Origin of the sequence: Pseudomonas xionganensis (genome assembly GCF_009763245.1) — a bacterium.
Taxonomy (GTDB): Bacteria; Pseudomonadota; Gammaproteobacteria; order Pseudomonadales; family Pseudomonadaceae; genus Aquipseudomonas; species Aquipseudomonas xionganensis.
The window spans coordinates 2,186,941-2,212,159 of the sequence record NZ_WKJZ01000001.1 but is presented as its reverse complement, the minus strand read 5'-3'; the positions used below and the strand labels follow the sequence as shown (position 1 = coordinate 2,212,159).

20 protein-coding genes are annotated in these 25,219 nt (G+C 61.2%); 7 read left to right on the top strand and 13 right to left on the bottom strand.

Annotation, left to right across the window (positions count from 1 at the left end):
• Nucleotides 1-33: 33 nt before the first annotated feature.
• From pheA to GJV18_RS10295, 6 genes are all read right to left on the bottom strand, one after another.
• Complete coding sequence (pheA, locus tag GJV18_RS10320) at nt 34-1,128, bottom strand: prephenate dehydratase (RefSeq protein ID WP_160345100.1); 1,095 nt, start codon at nt 1,126-1,128, stop codon at nt 34-36.
• Nucleotides 1,128-2,213, bottom strand: coding sequence for a 3-phosphoserine/phosphohydroxythreonine transaminase (gene serC / locus GJV18_RS10315; protein WP_160345098.1), 1,086 nt, complete (start codon nt 2,211-2,213; stop codon nt 1,128-1,130). The genes pheA and serC overlap by 1 nt, the downstream gene beginning before the upstream one ends.
• An 88-nt stretch (nt 2,214-2,301) precedes the next feature.
• Nucleotides 2,302-5,070, bottom strand: a complete 2,769-nt coding sequence (gene gyrA / locus GJV18_RS10310) for a DNA gyrase subunit A (RefSeq protein ID WP_160345095.1) — start codon at nt 5,068-5,070, stop codon at nt 2,302-2,304.
• A 218-nt stretch (nt 5,071-5,288) separates the two neighbouring features.
• The gene (gene mtnA, locus GJV18_RS10305) at nt 5,289-6,365 is read right to left on the bottom strand and encodes an S-methyl-5-thioribose-1-phosphate isomerase (RefSeq protein ID WP_160345093.1); all 1,077 of its coding nucleotides are present in this window, start codon (nt 6,363-6,365) and stop codon (nt 5,289-5,291) included.
• A gap of 90 nt (nt 6,366-6,455) precedes the next feature.
• Nucleotides 6,456-6,752, bottom strand: coding sequence for a BolA family protein (locus tag GJV18_RS10300; protein ID WP_160345091.1), 297 nt, complete (start codon nt 6,750-6,752; stop codon nt 6,456-6,458).
• 9 nt (nt 6,753-6,761) lie between these two features.
• On the bottom strand, nt 6,762-7,262 hold the full coding sequence (locus GJV18_RS10295; protein WP_160345089.1) for a DUF2059 domain-containing protein: 501 nt from the start codon (nt 7,260-7,262) through the stop codon (nt 6,762-6,764).
• 253 nt (nt 7,263-7,515) lie between these two features.
• On the opposite strand from GJV18_RS10295, the gene GJV18_RS10290 reads away from it, so the two are divergent.
• The 3 genes from GJV18_RS10290 (at nt 7,516) to GJV18_RS10280 (ending at nt 10,634) form a co-directional block, all read left to right on the top strand.
• Complete coding sequence (locus GJV18_RS10290) at nt 7,516-8,526, top strand: DUF2804 domain-containing protein (RefSeq protein ID WP_160345087.1); 1,011 nt, start codon at nt 7,516-7,518, stop codon at nt 8,524-8,526.
• A gap of 100 nt (nt 8,527-8,626) precedes the next feature.
• A complete protein-coding gene (locus GJV18_RS10285; RefSeq protein ID WP_160345085.1) occupies nt 8,627-10,021 on the top strand; it encodes a class II fumarate hydratase in 1,395 nt (464 codons plus the stop codon).
• A complete protein-coding gene (locus GJV18_RS10280; protein WP_160345083.1) occupies nt 10,014-10,634 on the top strand; it encodes an NAD(P)H-dependent oxidoreductase in 621 nt (206 codons plus the stop codon). The genes GJV18_RS10285 and GJV18_RS10280 overlap by 8 nt, the downstream gene beginning before the upstream one ends.
• Before the next feature lie 20 nt (nt 10,635-10,654).
• Here GJV18_RS10280 and GJV18_RS10275 read toward each other — a convergent pair whose 3' ends face one another.
• Nucleotides 10,655-11,617 (bottom strand): DMT family transporter, encoded by a 963-nt coding sequence (locus GJV18_RS10275; protein ID WP_160345081.1) that lies wholly within the window; start codon nt 11,615-11,617, stop codon nt 10,655-10,657.
• Between the two features lie 286 nt (nt 11,618-11,903).
• Between GJV18_RS10275 and GJV18_RS10270 the strand changes: the two genes are divergently transcribed.
• Nucleotides 11,904-12,128, top strand: coding sequence for a DUF6316 family protein (locus GJV18_RS10270; RefSeq protein ID WP_160345079.1), 225 nt, complete (start codon nt 11,904-11,906; stop codon nt 12,126-12,128).
• Between the two features lie 99 nt (nt 12,129-12,227).
• On the opposite strand, the gene GJV18_RS10265 is transcribed toward GJV18_RS10270, so the two are convergent.
• Nucleotides 12,228-13,412 (bottom strand): thiolase family protein, encoded by a 1,185-nt coding sequence (locus tag GJV18_RS10265; RefSeq protein ID WP_160345077.1) that lies wholly within the window; start codon nt 13,410-13,412, stop codon nt 12,228-12,230.
• 115 nt (nt 13,413-13,527) lie between these two features.
• The gene (gene pap / locus GJV18_RS10260) at nt 13,528-15,021 is read right to left on the bottom strand and encodes a polyphosphate:AMP phosphotransferase (protein ID WP_160345075.1); all 1,494 of its coding nucleotides are present in this window, start codon (nt 15,019-15,021) and stop codon (nt 13,528-13,530) included.
• 102 nt (nt 15,022-15,123) lie between these two features.
• On the opposite strand from pap, the gene mnmC reads away from it, so the two are divergent.
• Entirely contained in the window at nt 15,124-17,091 is a 1,968-nt protein-coding gene (gene mnmC, locus GJV18_RS10255; RefSeq protein WP_160345073.1) for a bifunctional tRNA (5-methylaminomethyl-2-thiouridine)(34)-methyltransferase MnmD/FAD-dependent 5-carboxymethylaminomethyl-2-thiouridine(34) oxidoreductase MnmC, read from the top strand.
• A 149-nt stretch (nt 17,092-17,240) separates the two neighbouring features.
• Here the strand turns inward: mnmC and rlmKL are convergent, their stop codons facing one another.
• Nucleotides 17,241-19,493, bottom strand: coding sequence for a bifunctional 23S rRNA (guanine(2069)-N(7))-methyltransferase RlmK/23S rRNA (guanine(2445)-N(2))-methyltransferase RlmL (rlmKL, locus tag GJV18_RS10250; RefSeq protein WP_160345072.1), 2,253 nt, complete (start codon nt 19,491-19,493; stop codon nt 17,241-17,243).
• A gap of 426 nt (nt 19,494-19,919) precedes the next feature.
• Between rlmKL and rmf the strand changes: the two genes are divergently transcribed.
• The gene (gene rmf / locus GJV18_RS10245) at nt 19,920-20,135 is read left to right on the top strand and encodes a ribosome modulation factor (protein ID WP_160345070.1); all 216 of its coding nucleotides are present in this window, start codon (nt 19,920-19,922) and stop codon (nt 20,133-20,135) included.
• 167 nt (nt 20,136-20,302) lie between these two features.
• On the opposite strand, the gene GJV18_RS10240 is transcribed toward rmf, so the two are convergent.
• Together GJV18_RS10240 and GJV18_RS10235 are read right to left on the bottom strand one after the other, a co-directional pair.
• The gene (locus GJV18_RS10240) at nt 20,303-21,331 is read right to left on the bottom strand and encodes a quinone-dependent dihydroorotate dehydrogenase (RefSeq protein ID WP_160345068.1); all 1,029 of its coding nucleotides are present in this window, start codon (nt 21,329-21,331) and stop codon (nt 20,303-20,305) included.
• A 79-nt stretch (nt 21,332-21,410) separates the two neighbouring features.
• Nucleotides 21,411-21,632, bottom strand: coding sequence for a DUF2835 domain-containing protein (locus GJV18_RS10235; protein ID WP_160345066.1), 222 nt, complete (start codon nt 21,630-21,632; stop codon nt 21,411-21,413).
• A 402-nt stretch (nt 21,633-22,034) separates the two neighbouring features.
• Here GJV18_RS10235 and GJV18_RS10230 point away from each other — a divergent pair, with 402 nt between their 5' ends.
• The gene (locus tag GJV18_RS10230) at nt 22,035-22,658 is read left to right on the top strand and encodes a DUF6685 family protein (RefSeq protein ID WP_325065250.1); all 624 of its coding nucleotides are present in this window, start codon (nt 22,035-22,037) and stop codon (nt 22,656-22,658) included.
• Nucleotides 22,659-22,724: 66 nt separating this feature from the next.
• Here the strand turns inward: GJV18_RS10230 and GJV18_RS10225 are convergent.
• Nucleotides 22,725-25,219, bottom strand: a 2,495-nt coding sequence (locus GJV18_RS10225) for a type I secretion C-terminal target domain-containing protein (RefSeq protein ID WP_160345062.1), incomplete at its 5' end; no start/stop codon positions are given.

Here is a 25,219-nt window from a genome sequence, read left to right as displayed (position 1 = left end):
CGCGGCTAAAACCGCGCCTACAAGGAGGCGGACTTACAGCACCGCCTTTGGATAGGAACCCAGCACCTTGAGCGCCACGGCCTCCTGGCCGATCTTCTCCAGCACGTCCTTGATCAGCGGATCGCGGTGATGACCGACGAAGTCGATAAAGAACACATAGGTCCACTTGCCGCTGCGCGATGGACGGGTTTCGATGCGGGTCAGGTCGATGCCGTTGTTATGGAACGGCACCAACAGCTCGTGCAATGCACCCGGCTTGTTGCGCATGGAGACGATGATCGAGGTCTTGTCGTCGCCGGTGGGCGGTACTTCCTGGCTACCGATGATCAGGAAGCGCGTGGAGTTATCCGGGCGATCCTCGATCTTTTCCGCCAGCTTGGTCAGGCCATAGAGGTTGGCCGCCATATCGCCGGCAATTGCGGCGGAATTCCACTCACTCTTCACCCGCTTGGCCGCGTCGGCATTGCTCGACACCGCCACGCGCTCGACGTTCGGGTAGTGCGCGTCCAGCCACTTGCGGCACTGGGCCAGTGACTGGGCGTGGGAGTAGATGCGGGTGATCTTGTCGGTCTTGGTGGTTTCACCGACCAGCAGGTGGTGGTGAATACGCAGCTCCACCTCGCCGCAAATGACCATGTCGTGTTCGAGGAAGCTGTCCAGGGTGTGGTTGATCGCCCCCTCGGTGGAGTTTTCCACCGGCACCACGCCGAAGTTCACCGCACCGGCGGCCACTTCGCGGAACACCTCGTCGATGGCGGCCATCGGCACGCTGATCACGGCATGACCAAAGTGCTTCATCGCCGCAGCTTGGGAGAACGTGCCTTCCGGGCCGAGGTAGGCGACTTTCAGCGGGTTCTCCAGGGCCAGGCAGGAGGACATGATCTCGCGGAACAGCCGCGCCATTTCTTCGTTGCCCAGGGGGCCCTGGTTGCGCTCCATGATGCGTTTGAGCACCTGGGCCTCGCGTTCGGGGCGATAGAACACCGGCTTCTCGCCTTCGGCCAGTTCCTTCATCTTCACCCGCGCCACTTCTTCGGCGCAGCGCGCGCGGTCGCTGATCAGCTCCAGGATGCGCTCATCGAGGTTGTCGATGCGCAGGCGCAGGGCCTGCAGTTCCTGCTCGGACATCAGCCGTGCTCCTTCTCGAACTCGGCCATGTAGGCCACCAGCGCCTCGACCGCATCCAGGCCCACGGCGTTGTAGATGGAGGCGCGCATGCCGCCCACCGAACGGTGCCCTTTGAGGTTGAGCAGGCCGCGCGCATCGGCCCCGGCGAGGAAAGCCTTGTCCAGCTTCTCGTCGGCCAGACGGAACGGCACGTTCATCCAGGAACGGGCGTTGTGGGCGACCGGGTTACTGTAGAAATCACTGTCATCAATGGCTTTGTACAGCAGCTCCTGCTTGGCGCGGTTGATCCGCTCCATGGCCTCGACGCCGCCCTGCTCCTTGAGCCACTCGAACACCAGGCCAGAGAGGTACCAGGAGTAGGTCGCAGGGGTGTTGTACATCGAGCCGTTGTCGGCGGATACCTTGTAATCGAGCATGGTCGGGCAGCTGGAACGGGCGCGGCCGAGCAGGTCCTCACGGACGATCACCACCACCAGGCCGCTGGGGCCGATATTCTTCTGCGCGCCGGCGTAGATCAGGCCGAACTGCGACACATCGATGGGGCGCGAGAGGATGTCCGAGGACATATCCACCACCAGGGGGGTGTCGCCCAGCTCCGGTACCCAGTCGAACTGCAGACCGCCGATAGTCTCGTTGCTGCAGTAGTGCAGATAAGCGGCGTCTTTCGACAGCTGCCAGTCGTTCTGCCCCGGGATGGCAAAGTAGTCATGGGCCTTAGCACTGGCGGCGACATTGATGCGGCCGAAGCGCTTGGCTTCCTCGATGGCTTTCTTCGACCAGATACCGGTGTCGACGTAATCAGCCACACCCTCTTCCGGCAACAGATTCAGGGGGATCTCGGCGAACTGCTGGCTGGCGCCGCCCTGGAGGAACAGCACCTTGTAGTCGTTAGGTACCACCAGCAGGTCACGCAGATCCTGCTCGGCCTTGGCGGCGATGGCCATGTACTCGTCGCTGCGATGGCTCATCTCCATCACCGACAGGCCCTTGCCCTGCCAGTCGAGCATCTCGGCCTGGGCGCGTTGCAGTACGGCGGTTGGCAGCGCGGCCGGGCCGGCGCAGAAGTTAAAGGCTCGCTTGCTCACATCCACTCTCGCTCAAATGTTGAGCGGCCGACACCGGGTCGACCGCCGAATCCTAAGCTGCCACGGGCGGGCTGACCCCGCCGGCAGATCACTCTTCGCTGGCTGGGCTCTGCTCGACTGCGGCGTCATCCGCCTGCGCCTCGACACCCGCTTCGGTCGCGTCCTCGTCGCCCGGCAGCTCGTCCTCGTCTTCGACAGAAGGCTCCTGCACCCGCTCAAGACCGACCAGTTTCTCATCCTTGGCCAGCTTGATCAGGGTTACGCCCTGGGTATTGCGGCCCAGGCTGGAGACCTCACTGACACGGGTACGCACCAGAGTACCCTGGTCGGAAATCAGCATGATTTCCTCGCCATCGAGAACCTGCACAGCACCCACCAGCGCACCGTTGCGCTCGTTGCTGACCATGGCGATGACACCCTGACCACCGCGACCGCGACGAGGGAACTCGGCCATGGCCGTACGCTTGCCATAGCCACGCTCGGAAGCGGTAAGAATCTGCGCACCGGCTTCGGGGATCAGCATGGAGATGATGCGCTGACCTTCCGCCAGACGCATGCCGCGCACGCCACGGGCGGTACGGCCCATGGTGCGCACGTGCTTTTCCTTGAAGCGAATGACCTTGCCGCCGTCGGAGAACATCATCACCTCACGGGCGCCATCGGTGATGGCCGCGGCGATCAGGGTGTCGCCCTCCTCCAGCTTCAGCGCGATCAGGCCACTGGTACGCGGCCGGCTGAACTGCACCAGCGGGGTCTTCTTCACGGTGCCCTTGGCCGTGGCCATAAAGATGTAGGCGCCGGTGGGCTCGTCCTGCTCGTCATCGGCCAGCTCGGCGTCAGAGTCGTCGGCCACATCGGCTTCGACCACTTCGCCTTCCAGCACCACGCCTTCGCTGTCGTCCAGCTCTTCGTCGCCAGCACTCTGCTGCAGGGCTTCGAGATCGATCTGCAGCATGGCGGTGATGCGCTCGCCTTCATCCAGTGGCAGCAGGTTGACCAGCGGGCGGCCACGGGCAGCGCGGGAGGCTTCGGGGATTTCATAGGTCTTCAGCCAGTAAACCTTGCCCTTGCTGGAGAACAGCAACAGGGTGGCGTGGCTGTTGGCCACCAGCAGGTGCTCGATGTAATCCTCGTCCTTGACCCCGGTGGCGGACTTGCCACGGCCACCGCGACGCTGGGCCTGGTAGGCATGCAGCGGCTGGCTCTTGGCATAGCCACCGTGGGAGATGGTGACTACCCGCTCCTCTTCGGTGATCAGGTCGGCCATGGTCAGGTCCATGCGCGAGGCCACGATCTCGGTGCGACGGGCATCGCCATACTCGTCACGCACCGCTTCCAGCTCTTCGCGAATCACTTCCATCAGGCGCTTGGCGTCGGTGAGGATGCGGATCAGCTCACCGATCTGAGTGAGGATTTCCTGATACTCGGCCAGCAGCTTCTCGTGCTCCAGGCCAGTCAGGCGGTGCAGGCGAAGTTCGAGGATGGCCTGGGCCTGCTCCGGCGAGAGGAAGTACTTGCCGTCGCGCAGACCGTATTGCGGATCGAGATCGTCCGGACGGCAGGCATCGGCGCCAGCGCGCTCGACCATGGCCTCCACCGCAGTGGACTCCCAGGCGGTGGAAATCAGCGCCTGCTTGGCTTCGGCCGGGGTCGGCGAGGCCTTGATCAGGGCGATGACCGGATCGATATTGGACAGGGCAACCGCCTGACCTTCGAGGATATGGCCGCGCTCGCGGGCCTTGCGCAGCTCGAACACGGTGCGCCGGGTCACCACCTCGCGGCGGTGCAGGACGAAGGCTTCGAGCATGTCCTTGAGGTTGAGCACCTTGGGCTGGCCGTCGATCAGGGCCACCACGTTGATGCCGAACACGCTCTGCATCTGGGTCTGGGCATAGAGGTTGTTGAGAATCACCTCCGGCACCTCGCCGCGGCGCAGTTCGATCACGATACGCATGCCGTCCTTGTCGGACTCGTCACGCAGCTCGGTGATGCCTTCGAGCTTCTTCTCCTTGACCAGCTCGGCGATCTTCTCGATCAGGCGCGCCTTGTTCAGCTGATAAGGCAGCTCGGTGACCACGATCTGTTGGCGACCACCGACCTTGTCGATGTCCTCGACCTCGGCACGGGCACGGATATAGATGCGCCCGCGACCGGTACGGTAGGCCTCGATAATGCCGGCGCGGCCATTGATGATCGCCGCCGTGGGGAAATCCGGGCCAGGGATGTACTCCATCAGCTCATCGACCGTCAGCTCGGGGTTTTCGATCAGAGCCAGGCAGCCGTTGATCACCTCGGTCAGGTTGTGCGGCGGAATATTGGTGGCCATGCCCACGGCGATACCGCTGGAGCCGTTGACCAGCAGGTTGGGGATCTTGGTCGGCATGACCGCCGGAATCTGCTCGGTGCCGTCGTAGTTGGGCACCCAGTCGACGGTTTCCTTGTGCAGGTCGGCCAGCAGCTCATGGGCCAGCTTGGTCATGCGCACTTCGGTGTAACGCATGGCCGCGGCGTTGTCGCCGTCCACCGAACCGAAGTTACCCTGGCCATCCACCAGCAGGTAACGCAGGGAGAACGGCTGGGCCATACGCACGATGGTGTCGTACACGGCCGTATCACCATGGGGGTGATACTTACCGATCACGTCACCGACCACACGGGCGGACTTCTTGTATGGCTTGTTCCAGTCGTTGCCCAACTCGCTCATGGCAAACAGCACGCGGCGGTGCACGGGCTTCAAGCCATCGCGCGCATCCGGCAGGGCTCGCCCGACGATCACGCTCATCGCGTAATCGAGGTAGGACTGCTTGAGTTCGTCTTCAATATTGACCGGGAGGATTTCTTTGGCCAGTTCGCCCATGAGTAGCCTGGTTCCTTTTTCTGGTGGAGCCGCGCCTCATTCGTCCTGAATGGAGCGAAGCCTGTCGCCCAGGCCAGCGGCCATAAGCGACTCACGACAAATCAACAAGTTATGCCATGTATCTGCGCAGTTCTGGCGCCCCATGGGGCAGCCTTCAAACCGCCGGAGATTACCACAATCGCTGCCCGTGACCTATCCCCAGAATTGCCCTCTGCGCGTCAATGCAGTCGCTTGCGGCACATCAGATGGGCCATTTTCTGCGCATCCGGGCGCTCCACCACACCCTTCTCCGTCACCAGAAAGTCCACCAGATCCGCCGGGGTCACATCGAACACCGGATTGACCGCCGCCACGCGGGCCGCCAGGGGCTGGCCGGCGATATCCAGCAACTCGTCAGCGGAGCGCTCTTCGATGGGGATGTCATCACCGCTTTCCAGGGCCATATCGATGGTGGAACTGGGCGCCACCACCATAAAGCGCACACCATGGTGCATGGCGTTGACCGCCAGCTGATAGGTGCCGATCTTGTTGGCCACATCGCCGTTGGCGGCAATCCGGTCGGCGCCGACGATGACCCAGGTGATGCCACGGGTCTTCATCAGGTGCGCGGCGGCAGAGTCGGCGCAGACGCTGACCGGGACCCCGTCACGATCCAGCTCCCAGGCGGTCAGGCGCGAGCCCTGCAGCCAGGGCCGGGTTTCATCGGCATAGACCCGTTCCACCAAGCCTTCCAGGTAAGCCGCGCGGATCACCCCCAGCGCCGTACCAAAACCGCCGGTGGCCAGGGCTCCTGCATTGCAGTGGGTCAACAGGTTCTGCGAGTTGCCCTGATGGCGACGGATCAGCTCGGCACCCAACTGAGCCATGGTCAGGTTGGCATCGCGATCACTCTGATGAATGGCCAGGGCTTCGGCCTCGACCGCCTGTAATGGATCCTCAGCGGCCTTGAGACGCTCCAGGCGCTCACGCATGCGCCCCAGCGCCCAGAACAGATTGACCGCCGTGGGCCGGGAGGCCGCCAGCTGGGCGAAGTCAGCCTCCAGCGCCAACTGCCAGTCACCTCCCTCAGCCAGGCGTGCCCGCACCGCCAGCACCACGGCATAGGCCGCCGCGATGCCAATGGCCGGCGCACCACGCACCACCATGCTGCTAATGGCCTCGGCCACTTGGCCACTGGCCTGGTAAGTCAGCCAACTGATCTGCCCCGGCAAGAGCCGCTGATCGAGCAGGTGCAGGGCATCGTCACGCCACTCGATGGCCTGAATGTTCTCGGCTGCCAACAATTGCTCGCGCATGACCACCTCTGGGCGAAAAAAGCCGGCGATTATACGCACCCACCGAACCGGTGGCTGTCATTTATATAAGCGTGCGGGCGCAAGCGCCGGTCAGGCGCTACCACCCCGACAGGTCGGCGAAGCCGGCGCTACGCCCTGCTGCGCCCACTCCTGTGGCGTGTAGGTATGCAGCGCCAAGGCGTGCACCTGCCCCATCAGCTCACCCAGGCAGGCGTAGACCCGCTGATGGCGCTTGACCGCATTCAAATCGGCGAAGACGGGGCTGACGATCACCGCCTTGTAGTGCGTCTCCAGCCCCCGGCTGTGCATATGGCTTTCATCCAGCACATCGAGGTGCTGGGGTTGCAACGCCTCGAGGGCGGCGCGCAATTGATCGATCTTGGCCATGTCTATCCCTCAGGGCTGCTTCGGTTGCAGTTTGCCGCTCATTTCCGCCAGCAGCTGATTGACTTCCGGCACCGCGGCTTCCAGCCGGGCCTGGGTCAGCTGGGCCGACTGCGCGGTCAGTTGCGGCATGCTGTCGACCACCTTCTTGCCCAGTGGCGACTCATAGAAGGCGATCAGCTCACGCATCTCCTGCTCGTTGAAATGGCGGGTGTAGAGGCTGATCATGTCCGGCTTGAGCTTGTCCCAGCCCACGGCCTTGTCCAGTGCGGCATCGGCCTTGGCCTGATAGGACTCCAGCAGCGCCTGATCAGCCTGGGAGCCCTTGCTCTCGGCAAAACGCTGGGCAAACATCTCGCGCACCTGACCGTAGACCGGCACCGCCAGCTTGTCGGCCCGTGCCAGCAGGAGAAAACGTTCGGCATCGGCGGCATGGCTGCGAGCATCGGCCAACACCTGGGAACAACTGCCTGCCAGCAACAAGGTCGCACACAGGACGGATAAACGTGGCATGCACACTCCTAATCTAAACAGAAGGCCCGACAGGCCCTCGACCGCGCCATTCTGGGCCGAACACGGCAGCCACTCAAGCGACCCGAGAGCGTGCACCAGCGCACATCCGGTCTGCGCACTGGCGCACCGCCTGACAAAAGGCCAAAATACCAGCACTTGCTGAGCCGACCGACGGCTGTGCATCCTGCCGGGTCTCAGCCATTCTTGCTTGATCGTACCCGGCAATGGGTACCAGCACACATGGACGTGTTCGATGAACAGTTTCACCCAGCCACCACCCGGCGCCCTCATTGCCCTGTGCGATGCCCATGGCCAGCTCAACCCCCAGGCGATCGGCTGGTCCGCCCAACCGCGGATTGACTGCGCCATGCCTGGCCACTTCGGCCGGCGCAAACGCTGGAATCACTGGTGCATCACCACGCCCGACTGGATTCTCTCCCTGACCCAGGCCGACCTCGACTACCTGGGCTATGCCGCGGCCTATTTCCTCGACCTGCACAGCGGCCACTCTGTGGCCCACAGCCAGCTGCGCCCCCTGAGTCTTGGCTGCAAGTTGCCGGATCGGGCGCAGCAGAGCCATGCCTTCAACCACCCCAAGCTGCAGCTTCGCGTCAGCGAACACTTCGGGCGTACCCGCATTACGGTCAGCGCTCCGGATATTGGCGGCCAACCCCTGCATGTCGCCCTGGACGTCCAGCAGCCCGGCGATCGCGACTCGGTCAATCTGGTCGCCCCCATGGGCCATCGCGGCTTTCACGCCACCTGTCGGGAGCTGGGCCTGCCCTGCAGCGGGAGCGTGCAACTGGGCGAGCGGCAATACCTCTGCAGCCCGGGCCAGAGCTTCGCCTCCATGGATTTCGGGCGCGGCGTCTGGCCGCTCAATAGCCACTGGACCCGCGCTGCCTTTGCCGCCCCCGGCGGCATTGCCGGTAACTTCGGTGCAGGCTGGACCGATCACAGCGCACTGTCGGAAAACGCATTGTGGTTCGGTGGCGACCTGCAACAACTCAACAGCCCCGTCAGCATTGCCAAGCAAGCCAACAGCAGCCCCACCCTCTGGCAACTGCGCAGCCAGAATGACCAGGTCAGCCTGAGCTTCAGCCCCTTGCAGCATCATCAGGTCTACCGCCGTTTCGGCCCGTTCTACGCCGACAGCCGGCAATGGTTCGGTCACTTCAATGGTGAGCTGCGCACCCCCCAGGGTGAACGCGTACCCGTGCGCAATGCCCTGGGTTGGCTGGGCGAAACCCGCGCCCGCTGGTAGAGCGCCTGCCCCCAGGGAACCTCCTGCAGCCGCCGAGGGCCTAAGCTGAGGGTGCTGACACCCCTACAGCCCACCCACCAGCCGCCTCGGGAGCCTCACCATGACTCGCATCGAAACCGACAGCCAGGGGCCCATCGAAGTCCCCGCCCAGGCTTACTGGGGCGCTCAGACTCAGCGCTCTCTGGACAATTTCGCCATCGGCCAGGACAGCATGCCCCTGGCCGTGGTGCATGCCCTGGCCCTGATCAAGAAAGCCGCCGCCCGGGTCAACCAGCGTATCGGCGAGCTGCCGGCGGATATCGCCCGCCTGATCGAACAGGCCGCCGACGAGGTGCTGGCCGGCCAGCACGACGGCGAGTTTCCCCTGGTGGTATGGCAAACCGGAAGCGGCACCCAGAGCAATATGAACGTCAACGAGGTACTCGCCGGCCGCGCCAACGAGCTGGCCGGAGGCACGCGTGGCGGCAAGCACCCGGTACATCCCAACGACCACGTCAACCGGGCGCAGAGTTCCAACGACAGCTTTCCCACGGCCATGCATATCGCCGCCGCCCTGGCCGTTCACCAGCAACTGCTGCCAGCCCTGCAGCTGCTGCGCGACGGCCTGCAGGAGCAGGCCGAACGCCACGCCAGACAGATCAAGTGTGGCCGCACCCACCTGATGGATGCCACACCCATCACGTTCGGCCAGGAACTGTCGGCCTTTGTCACACAACTTGATCACGCCGGCAAAGCCATCCGCAGTGCGCTGCCGGGCGTTTATGAGCTGGCCCAGGGCGGCACGGCGGTGGGCACCGGGCTGAACTCGCCCAAGGGCTTCGGCGAAGCCATGGCCGCCGAACTGGCGGCCCTCAGTGGCTTGCCCTTGGTCAGCGCGCCCAACAAGTTTGCCGCCCTCGCCGGCCACGAGCCCCTGGTACAGCTGTCCGGCGCCTTGAAGACCCTGGCCATAACCCTGATGAAACTGGCCAACGACCTGCGCCTGCTCGGCTCCGGACCGCGCACCGGCTTTGCCGAAGTGCGCCTGCCGGCCAACGAGCCGGGCAGCTCGATCATGCCCGGCAAGGTCAACCCGACCCAGTGCGAGGCGCTGTCCATGCTGGCCTGCCAGGTGCTGGGCAATGATGCCTGCATCGGCTTCGCCGCCAGCCAGGGCCAGCTGCAGCTGAACGTGTTCAAGCCCGTGATCATCCACAACCTGCTGCACTCGCTGCGCCTGCTCGCCGACGGCTGTCGCAACTTCCAGACCCACTGCATCGCCGGCTTGCAGGTGGACAGCACACAAATGGCAACACATCTGGAGCGCGGCCTGATGTTGATTACCGCCCTCAACCCCCATATCGGTTACGACAAGGCTGCCGAGATCGCCAAAAAGGCCTATCGGGAAGGCACCACCCTGCGCCAGTCTGCCCTGCAACTGGGCTACTTGAGCGGCGAACAATTCGACACCTGGGTACGCCCGGAAAACATGCTGGAGGCAGGACAGAATGAGTGAAGAAGGAAAAAGCGGCGCCACGCCACTGGAAGGTGACGGCAAACGTATTCTGATGATCCTCGGCACCCCGAAGAGCAATAGCCTGTGCCACGCGCTGAGCGAGGCCTACGCCCAGGGCGCGCGCCGCAAGGGCCATGTGGTACGCCAGCTGAAACTGGGAGAAATGGACTTCGAGCCGGTACTACGCGACGGCTACGAACAGGGCCAGCAACTGGAACCCGACCTACTGGAGGCGCAGCGGCAGATCCACTGGGCCGAACACCTGGTGTTCGTCTACCCGGTCTGGTGGGGTGGCATTCCGGCGCTACTCAAGGGCTTTTTCGACCGCACCTTTCTACCCGGTTTCGCCTTCAAGTACCGCAACCGATCGCAGCTGTGGGACAAGCTGCTCAGTGGCCGCACCGCCGACCTGCTGGTGACCATGGATACACCGCCCTGGTATTTCCGCTGGATCTACGGGGCACCGGGGCATCGCCAGATGACCCGCACCATACTGGGCTTCAGTGGCATCAAGACCCGCCGCCTGGCGGAGTTCGCCCCGGTACGCCCTTCCTCGGAACAGCAGCGCCAAAGCTGGTTGCGCCGCGCGGAACAGCTGGGGGTCAGCGCATGAACGCTGACGCCCCTGTCGGTTCAGCCAGGCAGAGCAAGGCGCGCCTTGCGTGCCCGCCAACCCGCCACGAGTGACGGCCCCAGAGCCGTCAGCGCCGAGCCCAGGACCACCAGCAAGGCACCGGCATAGCCGATCCAGTTGATCTGCTCGGGGCGCACATGATCCGGCCACCAACTGGCCGCCAGGGCCACCGCGGAAAAGGTCACCAGCGGCGTGATCGCCAGGGTCGCGCTGACCCGTGAGGCCTCCCAGTGGGCCAGGGCCTCGGCGAAGGCGCCATAGGCCACCAGGGTATTCAGGCAACAGGCCAGCAGCAGCCAGCCCTGCAGTGGACTCAGTTGCAAGGCCTGCATGGGATGCGCCCAGGGCGTCAGCAACAGGGCGCAGGCCAGGTAGATCACCATCATCACCTGCAGCGAGTTCCATACGGTCAGCAACTGCTTCTGTGCCAGGCCATAGAAGGCCCATACCAGCGCCGCCAGCAGGACAATCAGTACCCCTGCGGTGTAGTCGCTGAGGGACGTCAGCAATTCCTGCAGACGCTGATTGAAGAACAGGGCAAATCCCAGCAACAGCACCACCAGCCCCATCCCCTGGCCCAGGCTGAAACGCTCGCGGAAGACGAAAATACTGCTGACCAGAAGCAGAATCGGCGCCATCTGGATGACCAACTGGGTGGTGCCGGGGCTCAGCAGGTTCAACCCCACCAGATAGAGCACATAGTTGGCGGTCAGGCCGGCAATGGCCAGCAGCAGCAACCAGCTGCCCTTGCGCCCCAAAGGGCGAAAGCGCGGCAAGCGCCGGCTGGCCGCCAGGTAGGCGAGGAGGATGGAACCGGCTACCAACAGGCGATACCAGGTCACCGTAACCGGGTCCATGACCTGCAGCACCTCTTTAAGCTTGATCGGCAACACACCCCAGAGCACTGCCGTCACCAGTGCCAACAGCATGCCGTACAACCAGCGCCCGGATGAAATATGCATGACCGCCTCGAATAGCTCGCACCCAGAGACTCAAGCAAGCAGCGGGCGCAAAATCGCTATTCTAGGTGGCCAGAGTGCAGCAATACAGCCACAGCCAGACAGCAGGATCAGGCAAAACTGTACTGATCAGTCGCCGCAAAGCGTTTGAAAGCTGGCGTCAGAAATCATGGAAAGTGCCTTCAACTGCCAGATTCCGGCTAAAAAACGACCACTTGTCGCCAACCCCGATGTCGCAGCGCAGAGGCAGTAAGCTGCAATTAGACGGCTCAGATTGGGAGGTTCGGCCATGTTCGGTCAGCGTCGCGCAGACAACAACCCAGGCACCCATTACCGCAGCGAGCGAGTGAGTGCGGTCAATGGCCAATATTTCTTCTCTACCCGCGAGGGCACCCTGGAGGGCCCCTACTTCACCCGGGTGGATGCCATCAAAGGGATTGATCGCTATATCCAGCGCATGCAGGTTGCCGGGGCACTCTACATCCGCTCCGGCGCCCTCGATCAGCACTTTTAGCCTCATGCCTGGCGCCTGAAACAGCAGGAGCGCCAACCCTGCAGGATTGGCGCTCCTGTCGACCCCGCTCGCCCCAGGCAGAGCGCTGGCAGGCAGATCTTAACGCACGGCTTCAAACAAGCCCGTCGCACCCATGCCCCCACCCACACACATGGTCACGATGCCATAGCGCAGGTTGCGCCTTTGCAGCTCACGCACCAGATGCCCGACCTGACGTGAACCGGTCATACCGAAGGGGTGGCCAATGGAGATCGAGCCGCCGTTGACGTTGTACCTGGCGTTATCGATTTCCAGGCGATCGCGGGCATACAGGCACTGGGAGGCGAAGGCCTCGTTCAGCTCCCACAGGTCGATATCGGCAATGGTCAGGCCTCTGGCCTTGAGCAGCTTGGGCACCGAGAACACCGGGCCGATACCCATTTCGTCCGGCTCGCAGCCGGCCACGGTAAAGCCGCGGAAGAAGGCCTTCGGTTTAAGCCCCAGCTCGATGGCCTTGTCCAGACTCATCACCAGGGTCATGGAAGCGCCGTCGGACAGCTGCGAGGCATTGCCGGCGGTCACCGAACCATCCTCGGCAAATACCGGTTTAAGCGCGGCCAGGCTTTCCAGGGTGGTGTCGGCACGGTTGCAGTCATCGCGATCAACCACGCCTTCGACGATACGCGCCTCGCCTGTGGCCTTGTCTTCAACCTGATAACGCACCTGCATCGGCACGATTTCATCGTCGAACAGCCCTTCGGCCTGGGCTCTGGCGGTGCGCTGCTGGCTTTGCAGGGCGTAGGCGTCCTGGGCTTCACGGCTGACGTTATAGCGCCGCGCAACGATCTCGGCGGTCTGCCCCATGGGGTAGTAGATGCCCGGCACCTCCTGCTGCAGGATCGGGTTGAACAGCTTGTCGGTGTTCATGCTCTTGAGGGTCATGGTGATCGACTCGACCCCGCCGGCGACGATGATGTCGCTGCAGCCGGAGGCCACCTGATTGGCGGCAATGGCGATGGCCTGCAGGCCCGAGGAGCAGAAACGGTTGAGGGTCATGCCGGCCACGTTGATGCCCAGGCCCGAAAGCACCGCCACGTTGCGGCCGATGTTCATGCCCTGGGCACCCTCGTTGGATCCGGCTCCGACGATGCAGTCATCCACCAGCGCCGGGTCAATGCCGGTGCGGGCCAGCAGCGCATTGACGCAATGGGCCGCCATATCGTCCGGCCGGGTCAGGTTGAACTTGCCGCGGAAGGACTTGGCCAGACCAGTCCGTATACTCTCGACTATCACCACTTCGCGCATGCTGCACCTCATTGTTATTGGCATTGAAGATGCGCCGAGCATAAGCCCGGACAATCAAACCGCGCGACGATCATTCAGTAGCTGTATGCGCCACCATCCTGGCCACCGGGCCTGGTTATTTGTCCTGGGCGGCAAACGCTGCCTCAATGGCCTGATTGATGGTGCGCAACACCTTGATCCGGGCAAAACGCTTGTCGTTGGCCTCGACCAGAGTCCAGGGAGCAATCTCGGTACTGGTACGATCGACCATATCGCCCACCGCATCGCGGTACAGCGGCCATTTCTCGCGGTTGCGCCAGTCTTCCTCGGTGATCTTGAAGCGCTTGAAGGGAATCTGCTCGCGGGCTTTGAAGCGCTCCAGCTGGGTGTCCTGATCGATGGACAACCAGAATTTGACCAGCACCACACCGGCTTCGCTCAGCTGCTCCTCGAAGTCATTGATCTCGCCATAAGCGCGCAACCAGTCGCCGGGGCTGCAGAAGCCCTCGACCCGCTCCACCAGCACCCGCCCATACCAGGAGCGATCAAACAGGGTGAATTTGCCGCGCGCCGGAATATGTCGCCAGAAGCGCCACAGATAGGGCTGGGCCTGCTCTTCCTCGGTGGGTGCGGCCACCGGTACGATGCGGTACTGGCGCGGGTCCAGGGCACCGATCACGCGACGAATCGCCCCGCCCTTGCCGGCCGCATCATTGCCCTCGAACACCGCCACCAGGGAATGTCGACGCATACGCTTGTCGCGCATCAGGCCGGACAGTCGGGCCTGCTCCACAGCCAGTTGCTCGTCATAGTCGGCCTTGTCCAGGCGCTGGCTCATATCCAGGCTGTCGAGCAGGCCGCGGTTGTCCAGGCTCGAGGTCAGCGGCGCCGCATGTGGATGAGGCACGGGCCGCGTCTTGGCCTTGAGCGCGACCTGCAGGCCATCGTGAAGAATGCGCCCCACCGTCAGGCTGCGGTAGTACTCATCAACCCCCTCGACCACATACCAGGGCGCGTAATCACGACTGGTGCGGCGCAATACCCGCTCACCGACCCGCACATACTTGTCGTAGGTCTTCGACTGTTGCCAGTCCAGTGGGCTGATACGCCAGCTGTGCAGCGGGTCGTCACGCAGGGACTTGAGGCGCGCCTTCATATGCGGTTTGGACAGGTGAAACCAGAACTTGAAGATCAAGGTGCCTTCATCGCTGAGCATGCGCTCCAGGGCCAGCGTGCTGTCGATGGCCTGATCCAGCACCGCATTCTTGAAGCGCCCATTGACCCGTCCCTGGATCATCTGGCTGTACCAGTTGCCGAAAAAGATGCCGATACGCCCCTTGGGCGGCAGCTGGCGCCAGTAGCGCCAGGCTGGAGGATGGGCCAACTCCTCGTCGGTCTGCTGGTCGAAGGTGCTGACCTGGATTAGTCGGGCATCCATCCACTCGTTGAGCAGCTTGACCGTCTCGCCCTTGCCCGCCCCCTCGATGCCATTGATCAGAATCAGCACGGCGAAACGCTTCTGCTGCTGCAACTCATACTGCACCTCCAGCAACGCCTCACGCAGCAATGCGGCCTCGCTGTCGAATGTGTCCTTGTCGATGGCGTGGCCGATCTCGGCAGATTCGAACATATACAGCTCCCGGGGATGATCAACAGAGCCTAGCGGATCGCTCTCGGCTTGTCTGGAAGCACGCTGCTAGAATGCGCCCCTGCTTGATCCGGACTGCCCTGTATGTCGATCGATACTCCCCACGCCGAACTCGATTGGGACGAACGCGGCCAGCCGCTGTCGCGCCAGTTCGCTGATGTCTATTTCTCCCAGGAAGACGGCCTGACCGAGACACGCTATGTGTTTCTGGCCAACAACCAGCTCGGCGAACGTTTCAGCGCACTGCAGAACGGTGAACAGCTGGTGATCGGTGAAACCGGCTTTGGCACCGGCCTCAACTTTCTCTGCGCCTGGCAGCTGTTCGAACAGCAGGCGCCGGCTGGGGCGCAGCTGCATTTCGTCAGCGTGGAAAAATATCCTCTAAACAAGGCCGACCTGGAGCGCGCCCTGGCCCTCTGGCCGGAGCTGGCCCCCTATGCCGAGCAACTGCTGGCGCAGTACGTGGCTTTGCACCCGGGATTTCAGCGTCTGGTGCTGGCCAACGGACGCATCATCCTGACCCTGCTGATTGGTGATGCCCGCGAGTTGCTCGGACAACTGGATGCACGTATCGACGCCTGGTTTCTCGACGGCTTCGCCCCGGCAAAAAACCCGCAGATGTGGACACCCGAGCTGTTTGCCGAACTGGCCAGGCTGTCTCACACCGGCACCACCCTGGGCACCTTTACCAGCACCGGCCATGTGCGCCGCAGCCTCAACGAGGCAGGCTTCAAGATGAAGCGCGTGCCGGGCCTGGGGAAAAAGTGGGAAGTGCTAAAAGGTGCCTATATCGGGACACCGGCAGCCGCCGCAACACCCTGGTTTGCCCGCCCGCCTCAGCCGGCTGGCGCGCGTACTGCCCTGGTAATCGGCGCAGGTCTTGCTGGCTGCGCCACGGCCGCCAGCCTGGCCCAACGCGGTTGGCAAGTGACCCTGATGGAACGCCATGGCGCCATTGCCCAGGAAGCCTCGGGCAATCCGCAAGGGGTGCTTTACCTCAAGCTGTCGGCCCATCACACCGCACTGTCGCGCCTGATCGTCAGCGGCTACGGCCATACCCGCCGGCTGCTGCACGGGCTGCACAAAGGTCAGGACTGGGACAACTGCGGTGTGCTGCAGCTGGCCTTCGACAGCAAGGAGGCCCAGCGTCAGGCCCAACTGGCGGCCGCCTTCCCCGAGGATTTATTAACCGCCCTGGATAAAACCGCCGCCGAAGCCCAAGCGGGCATTCCTCTGCCCGCCGGCGGCCTGTTCTATCCCGAAGCCGGCTGGGTGCATCCGCCGGCGCTCTGCGCCCTGCTTAGCCAACACCCGAATATCCACCTGCAATTGCACCAGGAAGCCCTGGAACTGCGCCGCGACGGCAATCAATGGCAAGCCTGCAATGGCGAGCAGCTGCTGGCCAGCGCAGCGGTCGTGGTCTTGGCCAGTGCCGCCGAGATCAAGAGCTTTAGCCAGGCTGCGCACCTGCCGCTCAAACGCATCCGTGGGCAGATCAGCCGGCTGCCGGCCACAGCGGACAGCCGGGCATTAAGCACCGTGGTCTGCGCAGAGGGTTATGTCGCGCCGCCGCGTCTGGATGAGCACACCCTGGGCGCGAGCTTTGACTTCAACAGCGATGACTTGACAGCCAACAGCGCCGATCATGCAAGCAACCTTCAACTACTGGAGGAAATTTCACCCGCACTGGCAGACGCACTGAATGCTGTGGCACTGAACCCCGCACACCTGCAGGGCCGCGCCGCCTTTCGCTGTACCAGCCCGGACTATTTGCCGATTGTCGGCCCACTGGCCGATACCGCTGCGTTTGCCGAGGCCTACGCGATGCTGCGCAAGGATGCCCGCCAGGTGCCGGACAGCCCCTGTCCCTGGCTCGACGGTCTGTATATCAACAGCGGGCATGGCTCCCGCGGGCTGATCAGTGCGCCCCTGTCAGGCGAGCTGATCGCCGCCTGGCTCAACGATGAACCCTTGCCGGTGCCCGCCGATGTAGCCCAGGCCTGCCATCCCAATCGCTTTGCGCTGCGAAGGCTGATCCGCAACAAACCGTAGGGTGGATGACGCTTTTTTCATCCACCACCAGGTCGCAACGGTGGATGGGTGAAGCGCCATCCACCCTACAGGTGCGCTCAGACAGGGCGCAGACTGCAGAGCAGCGAGCGGACAAGCCTTCGGCATGTCCGAGCGACACCCACGATGCCTCAACCGCGCAGACTGATCCGCCAGGCGCGGTGGATCTTCGGGTTGCGCGCGAAGTCCGGGTCGAGGGTCTGCGCACTGATCTCCTCGACCTGATAGCGCGTGGCCAGACTCTCATCCAGCTCGAACTTGCGGAAGTTGTTGGAGAAGTACAGCACCCCGCCCTTGGCCAGACGGGCCATGGCCAGGTCGAGCAGCTGCACATGGTCACGCTGCACATCGAAGATGCCTTCCATGCGCTTGGAGTTGGAGAAGGTCGGCGGGTCGATAAAGATCAGCTCGTACTCACCACGGTCCTCGCCCAGCCAGGCCATCACATCGCCCTGCTCCAGACGGTTCTTGTCGGAGAATCCATTGAGCGACAGGTTGCGCCGCGCCCAGTCCAGGTAGGTCTTCGACAGGTCGACGCTGGTGGTGCTGCGTGCGCCGCCCTTGGCCGCGTGCACGGTCGCCGTGGCGGTGTAGCAGAACAGGTTGAGGAAGCGCTTGCCGGCGGCTTCTTTCTGGATGCGCAGGCGCAGTGGCCGGTGATCGAGGAACAGACCAGTGTCCAGGTAATCGGTGAGATTGACCAAGAGCTTCACCCCACCTTCACTGACTTCCATAAACTGGCCCTGGGCCGCCTGGCGCTGGTACTGCTTGGTGCCGCTCTGGCGTTCGCGGCGCTTGATCACCACCTTGTTCTTGTCCACACCCAGCGCCTGCGGAATCGCGGCAATGGCGTCGAACATGCGCGCCTTGGCTTTCTCCGGGTCAATGGACTTGGGCGCAGCGTATTCCTGCACGTGCACCCAATCGCCATACAGATCCACCGCCATGGAATATTCCGGCATATCGGCGTCGTACAGGCGGTAGCACTCGACGCCTTCCTTGCGTGCCCACTTGCCCAGCTGCTTGAGATTCTTCTGCAGGCGGTTGGCAAACATCTGCCCGCCCTCACTCAGGCGCGCCTGCTCAACCACTGGAGCCGGCGCCGGTTTGATCGGGTTGCCGTTCCTGTTCAATTGCGGCGCGGCCTTTTCGCCCTCGGCCTGTTCGCGTTCGCGCTCACGCTGCTCGGGGGTACGACGCTCACCGGTGACGAACTGCTCGGGCTGCACCTTGATCAGCAGCAGCTTGCACGGCAGCGCGCCGTTCCAGAAGGCGTACTGCTTGTGGCTGCGAATGCCCATGCGCTTGCCCAGGTCCGGCGCGCCGGTAAAGACCGCGGCCTCCCAGCCCATGCAGGCCTGACGCAGGCGCTCGCCCAGGTTCTGGTAGAGGTAGAGCAAACTGGCTTCGTCACCCAGGCGCTCGCCATAGGGTGGGTTACAGATCACCAGGCCTTTCTGGTTCTGATCCGGTCGCGGCTCGAAGGTCGCCACCTCGCCCTGGTAAACCTTGATCCAGTCGCCCATGCCGGCGCGTTCGATATTGTTGCGCGCTGGCTGAATCAGCCGTGGGTCGGCCTCATAACCGCGAATCCACAACGGCGGCTTGGCCATACCCGCTTCGGCACGCTGCTGGGCCTCGGCATGGACTTTCTTCCACAGTGCCGGCACATGCCCCAGCCACTGACTGAAGCCCCACTGCTCACGGGTCAGGTTGGGCGCGATATCGGCGGCGATCATCGCCGCCTCCACCAGGAAGGTGCCAACACCACACATGGGGTCGGCCAATGCGCCACCCTCGGCGGCGATACGTGGCCAGCCGGCACGGATCAGCACGGCAGCCGCCAGGTTTTCCTTGAGGGGTGCGGCGCCCTGCTGCAGGCGATAACCACGCTGGTGCAGGCTATGCCCGGACAGATCCAGGGACAGAATCGCCTCGCCGCGATCCAGGCGCAGGTGCACGCGCAGATCCGGATTGACCTTGTCCACCGAGGGCCGCGTACCATCTTTCAGACGTAACTTGTCGACGATGGCATCCTTGACCTTCAACGCACCGAAGTGGGTATTGTCGATCCCCGAACCCTGGCCGCTGAACTCCACCGCCAGGCTGCCGCTGGACGCCAGGTGCTCGAACCAGTCCAACTCCAGCACTCCCTCGTAGAGGCTCTGGGCGTCCTGCACCGGAAAACGCCGCAGCACCAACAACACCCGGTTGGCCAGGCGCGACCACAGGCACAGGCGGTAGGCCGTTTCCATGTCGGCCATGCCGCGAATAGCCGAGGTGTGCTCGCGGGCCTCCTCAAGACCCAGGGTGCTGGCCTCATCGAGCAGCAGGCCTTCGAGGCCCTTGGGGCAGGTGAGGAAGAGTTCGTAACGATCCGACATGGGAATTTCCAGTGCCTTAAGGCAATCAACGGCATGCAGCGACATCAGCACAGCCAAAATAAGTGACAAAGCGTCGCAGAGCGACCCTTCGTCGGAATAAACAGCAGTCTCAATCGCGACTCATTCGCGATATCACAACACCAGCATAGCGGCCCTAAGCCCCGGCGCATCAGGCCTGGGTCAGAAAAGAACCGCAAGCAACGATCAGCCTTATGGCCCAGGCCACAAAAATATTACGTGCTTATGACTAAACGATCATTCACAGGCACTCACGCATTGGATAGAAATCAACTCAGGCCATCGCTGCAACGGTGATGGCAAGGAGGCACGCGACGCCGGCAGCGACCTCCGTACGGCAGAACTTTCTCTGCCTGACCCTGCTACAGGGTCCAAGGACATAACAGTCAACATTGAGGGCAACACCCTATGAGAAGACTTAAGCGTGATCCGTTAGAAAGAGCTTTTTTGCGCGGCTATCAATATGGGATCAATGGTAAATCCCGCGACCTCTGCCCCTTCACCCTCCCCTCTGTACGCCAAGCCTGGATGAACGGCTGGCGCGAAGGCCGCGGTGACAACTGGGACGGCATGACCGGTACAGCCGGCATCCATCGACTTAACGAACTTCACGCTGTCGGCTGAATCAAGGACACGACCGACTTCACCAAGCACGCTCTAACCGAGCGGCGGGCGCGAGCCCAGGGGCTCCTTAATGGAGCCCTTTTTATTGGGCCACGCAACTGCCCGAAAATCCGCAGCAACGGCTTTACCTACCAACAACCCGATCCAAACCTTAACGCGCCCTATGCCTAAGACTTGCTCGGCAATGCGGCAATGGCATCCACCGCCTCGCGAATCAGCGCCGGCCCCTTGTAGATAAACCCGGAATAGATCTGTACCAAACTGGCGCCAGCGGCAATCTTCTCGGCCGCATGCTTGCCTTCGGTAATCCCGCCTACGGCGATAATCGGCAGGCGCCCGCCCAGTTCAGCGGCCAGCACTTGGACAATATGGGTGCTCTTGTCGCGTACAGGCGCACCGGACAGCCCACCCGCCTCGTCGGCATGATCCAGACCCAGCACCCCTTCGCGCCCCAGGGTGGTGTTGGTGGCGATCACCGCATCCATCCCGGTTTCCACCAGGGCGCGGGCCACCTCGCAGGTTTCCTCGTCGGTCATGTCCGGGGCGATCTTGATCGCCAGGGGGACCCGCTTGTCATGCGCCTGGGTCAAATCTTCCTGACGTTGGCGCAACGCTTCCAGCAGCTGCTTGAGCGAATCGCCAAACTGCAGACTGCGCAGCCCCGGCGTATTGGGTGAACTGACATTGACCGTGACATAGCTGGCGTGGGCATAGACCTTGTCCAGACACAACAGGTAGTCGTCCACGGCATTTTCCACCGGCGTGTCGAAGTTCTTGCCGATATTGATGCCCAAAACGCCGCGGTATTTAGCGGCCTGCACCCGGGCTAGCAGATGATCAACGCCATGGTTGTTAAACCCCATGCGATTGATAATGGCCTCGGCCTCCGGCAAGCGGAACAGGCGCGGCTTGGGGTTGCCCGGCTGCGGGCGCGGTGTCACGGTACCGATCTCGATAAAACCAAAACCGAGCTGGGCGAAGCCGTCGATGGCATCGCCATTCTTGTCCAGCCCTGCCGCCAGGCCCACCGGGTTGGCAAACTCCAGGCCCATCACCTTGACCGGCAAGGGTGCCGGCTGGCGAGTCAGCAAGCCGTTGAGGCCCAGGCGACCACCGGCACCGAGCAGATCAATGGACAGCTCATGGGAGGTTTCCGGGGAGAGTTTGAACAGCAGCTCGCGGGCCAGGGTATACATGGGCAGGCTTAGCTCGATAAAGTGACGAAGGCCGCGATTATAGCCGCCTGCCAGCGCTCAAGGCGAGGCACATGGCGCCTCACTCTATCCGGCGCAGGCTGAGCAACTCACCCTTGTCACTGAACTCCAGCATAAATGAACCATAGACCCCGTCATGGGTCAGAAAGGGCCGAAAATGATGGGCTGGCACACTGACTCGCCTACCATCACGACTGTGCAGTAAGATTCGGTTGGCGCGGCCCTGATAGACGGCGACCAAGCGCTCAGCGGATAACGCAATATCCAGCACCAGACTGGGCATGGAGGCACCTTTGCAAACACGTGCGCGAATATTGCCACAGGCTCTCGTTAGCCTTGGTAAAAAACCTGGCAATAGTGCCATTAAAGCCTGTGCGCCTTATCGAGGTGTCTGCCAAACTGGCTATGGTGATGCTGGAGTAATTGCCTGACCATGATTCCGCCTGAGCCGTCATCCACTCTGGGCTCCCGCCTTGGCGCCCTGGCCCAACGCCTGGGTCTGCGCGGCCGTGCCCCGCGACAAGTGCTTGAGCGAGCCAGCCAACTGCGACTCCCCTTCACGCCCCTACCCGAGATAGCAGACAGCATCTGCTGGCAAGAAGGCCCACCCCTGCACCGCCTGGTTGAACTCCCACGCGGCGCTCTCTCAGGACCTGTTCAGGAAGACAAAGCCGCCGCCCACGCCATGCTGGTAGGCCTGGTCACGGCTGAGGAACAATCCCTTGAGTCCTTTGACCTGCGCCTGGTCGACGGCCTTTACAACTGCCAACCGGCGCAATGCCGCTATGCCAATTTCGAGGCGTTCGCCAGCTGCGAACAGTGCCGCAAAGTGCGCATCATCAGCTACAAGGACTTCGTCAAGACGATCAGCCTGGCCTTACCGCGCTTTCTGGCCGGCGAACGCATCAAATTGCGCCAGGCCAGCTGGCGCGGCCCGCGGATTTTCTGGACGAGCGAGCAACACAATGAAGCCTTTGCCTGCGCGGTGGCCTACGCCCGCCGCCGCGAACTGGAAATCACCCTGCCGGCAGATATCACCCACTACAAACTAAGCCCATCGGGCATTAAGCAACTGCAACAGCATTACCATGCCCTGGCCATGCCCAGTGCCACCTGGAGCGACCCTGCGTTTATGGCCCTGCTGCTGGAAAACGGCCTGCCCTATGCACGCCTGTCACTGCTGCGAAATCCGGGCGATCCTGAAGTACTGCTATTACCCAAACATTCGGCGGAGGCCAATGCTCTGGGCAAAGGATTGAGGCTGGCGGGTGCGCCGGATGTGGTCAGTTACCTGCTGCAACTCACATAATGCCCTCAAAAGCTCAAGCCCGCTTTATTAAGCGGGCTTGAGCCAATGCCAATGCCAATGCTTGTACTACACCACAAGCGTGCCGTTACCCAACATATCGTCGATCACATCGGCAGCAGTCCCACCCGCCAACAGGTCAACCGACTCCAAGGTAATTTTCTGATCCGCTGGTTGGCTGCCCAAATCCCCTGTACTGGAGACTTCAATCAACGTACTGGCACCGTCGGAACTCAGCGCCAAATACGAACCAAGCAAATTGCCAGACGTGACGGGACCCACGAAATCCAACAAATCTGACAAGTCCAGCACATCCATATCGCCAGGTGTACGCCCAAAGTCTTTGACGACATCGTGGTAATTTTCGCCTCTGTCATCGGCATTCCATACAAAGGTATCGTTACCACTTCCACCAATCAGCAGGTCATCACCGGTCCCCCCAATTAACCTGTCGTTACCACCCTGGCCATAGAGAATGTCATCCCCAGCCCCACCGTTTAAGATGTCATTTCCGCCTACAGAGCCATCCTGACCGTAAGCAGCATGATTTGCAGCAATCAAGGCACTGAGTTGGCTATTGGTCAGACCTGGGTTGGCTGCTACAAATGCAGCCCAGCCGCTGTCAGTGCTATCTGCATAAATACTGTCACCAAAAATAATATCGTTGCCATCGCCTCCATTGAGGACATCATCGCCCACACCGGCAACATCGATTACACCACCAGCCAGACCACCGATTACGGCCGAAAGCTGATTGGCAGTAGTCACGTTGTCCGCATCTCCACCAGCCCCCTCAACTTGATCCAACCGAGCCAATTGAGAAGCTGAGACAGCTATGCCGACAGCCTCAATAGTGAATCCTGCACTTTCAATAAGAGCGACTTCACTCAAATTATCGCCACTACCAGCTCCAAGAACATGATCCATGGCGCTATCTGCACTCACGCTAACAACATTATTTGAGCTATTGCCCTGCAAAGCACGATTCGGTGAACCATCAGACACAAAAATCAGTTTATTTACATCAGCTACCGCAACAGGATCACCCGACTGAATCCAGTTATTGGCCCTAACCAATCCAGCCTCATAGTTGGTAAAATTTCCACTCGTAGCACTGCCATTGGCCGTCATTGCACTAATAAATGCAATCGCCGCATCCAACTGCGCAGGATTATCGACACCATTTGCAGTCAATGTGAAGGTACTACCAGCTGGCGCATTTGTACCAAACCTAACCAAATGAACCTTAATATCACTAGCACCTGAGTTGTACAGATTATTGAGAGAAGCAACAACCGACTGCTTCAACGCTTCAAGTCGCGTAACATTAACAACATCGCCTTGAGCATTGGTGAAATTAATATTGCTGTCCATACTACCCGAGTTATCCAGCACATACACAATATTGGCCTTCTGAGCAGGCAACTGGGTAGACCCACCTATATCCCCTATTAGAACATCATTACCCTTATCACCATCTATGCTGCCATCAGGCCCAAAACGAGAGGTATCAATTACGTGATCAACTACCTGGCCGAACACATCACTGACATTATCACCAACAACCAGAACATCAGGAATCAAGGGGTTAAACTGAACATCCAGCGTTGCCGACGAACGATCACCATCCCCATCCACTACAGCCAAATCGAAACTAATATTGACCGGGTCCTCGTCAACGCGATCAACAACCGCCAAACTTTGAACCCTAAAGCCTTCATTTCCAACATCCTCACCAACCTCAACCTTAGTTATATCCTTCAAAGTAGTGGGAATAGTTGTTAACTCACCCTCAATAAAAATGGCCGTACCTGTCTCAACTGCATCCACACCAAATGCGTCCTTACCGTAGGCTGTCCATACGACAGTGTTGCTCGGGGTGTTACCTTGATTATCTATAGCGAGCGACACACTCAACACCGGACTAACAAAGGAGAAATACAACCTATCCGAACCCAGTATCCACTGATTATTGTCAGCCAAGCCTTGTACACTAGCATTAACCTGCCCATTAAGTGAATCAACCTCAATTACAACTTGCTGACCAGAAGGAACTGCATCACCTGGTTTCAGAATAGTTCCTTCATCAGTAATCAACAGATAACTTTCATTGCCTCCAATATTCTTATTAAAAGTCGCACCAAACGTTTGCAACTGGCCATCCAGCTTGCCACTCATATCAATGACATAATCGCCATTAATATCAAAGCTCAGAGTAAACACTAGTGATTGACTTGGATCATTCTGATCATACTCACCTAAAACCGAACTGGTATAGGCATAGAGAACTCCGAGATCACTTGGATCAACATAGTAGTAAACTGTTTCGCCGCCAGATGTTAGATTAGCTGCCCCGTAAGTTATATTGACACCATCCCAGCCACTGACATTTCCGGATAGATCCGCGTACCCAGCACCATCAGCACCTAGCGCAACAACAGAACTACCAGTGGCATAGCCACTCGCGGAGTTATCCAATACTGCGTCTTGAATATCACTGATGCCTGGGCCATCGTCTTCGAACTGAATCAGCTGACCAATACCAACCGTTTCACTAACCGCTT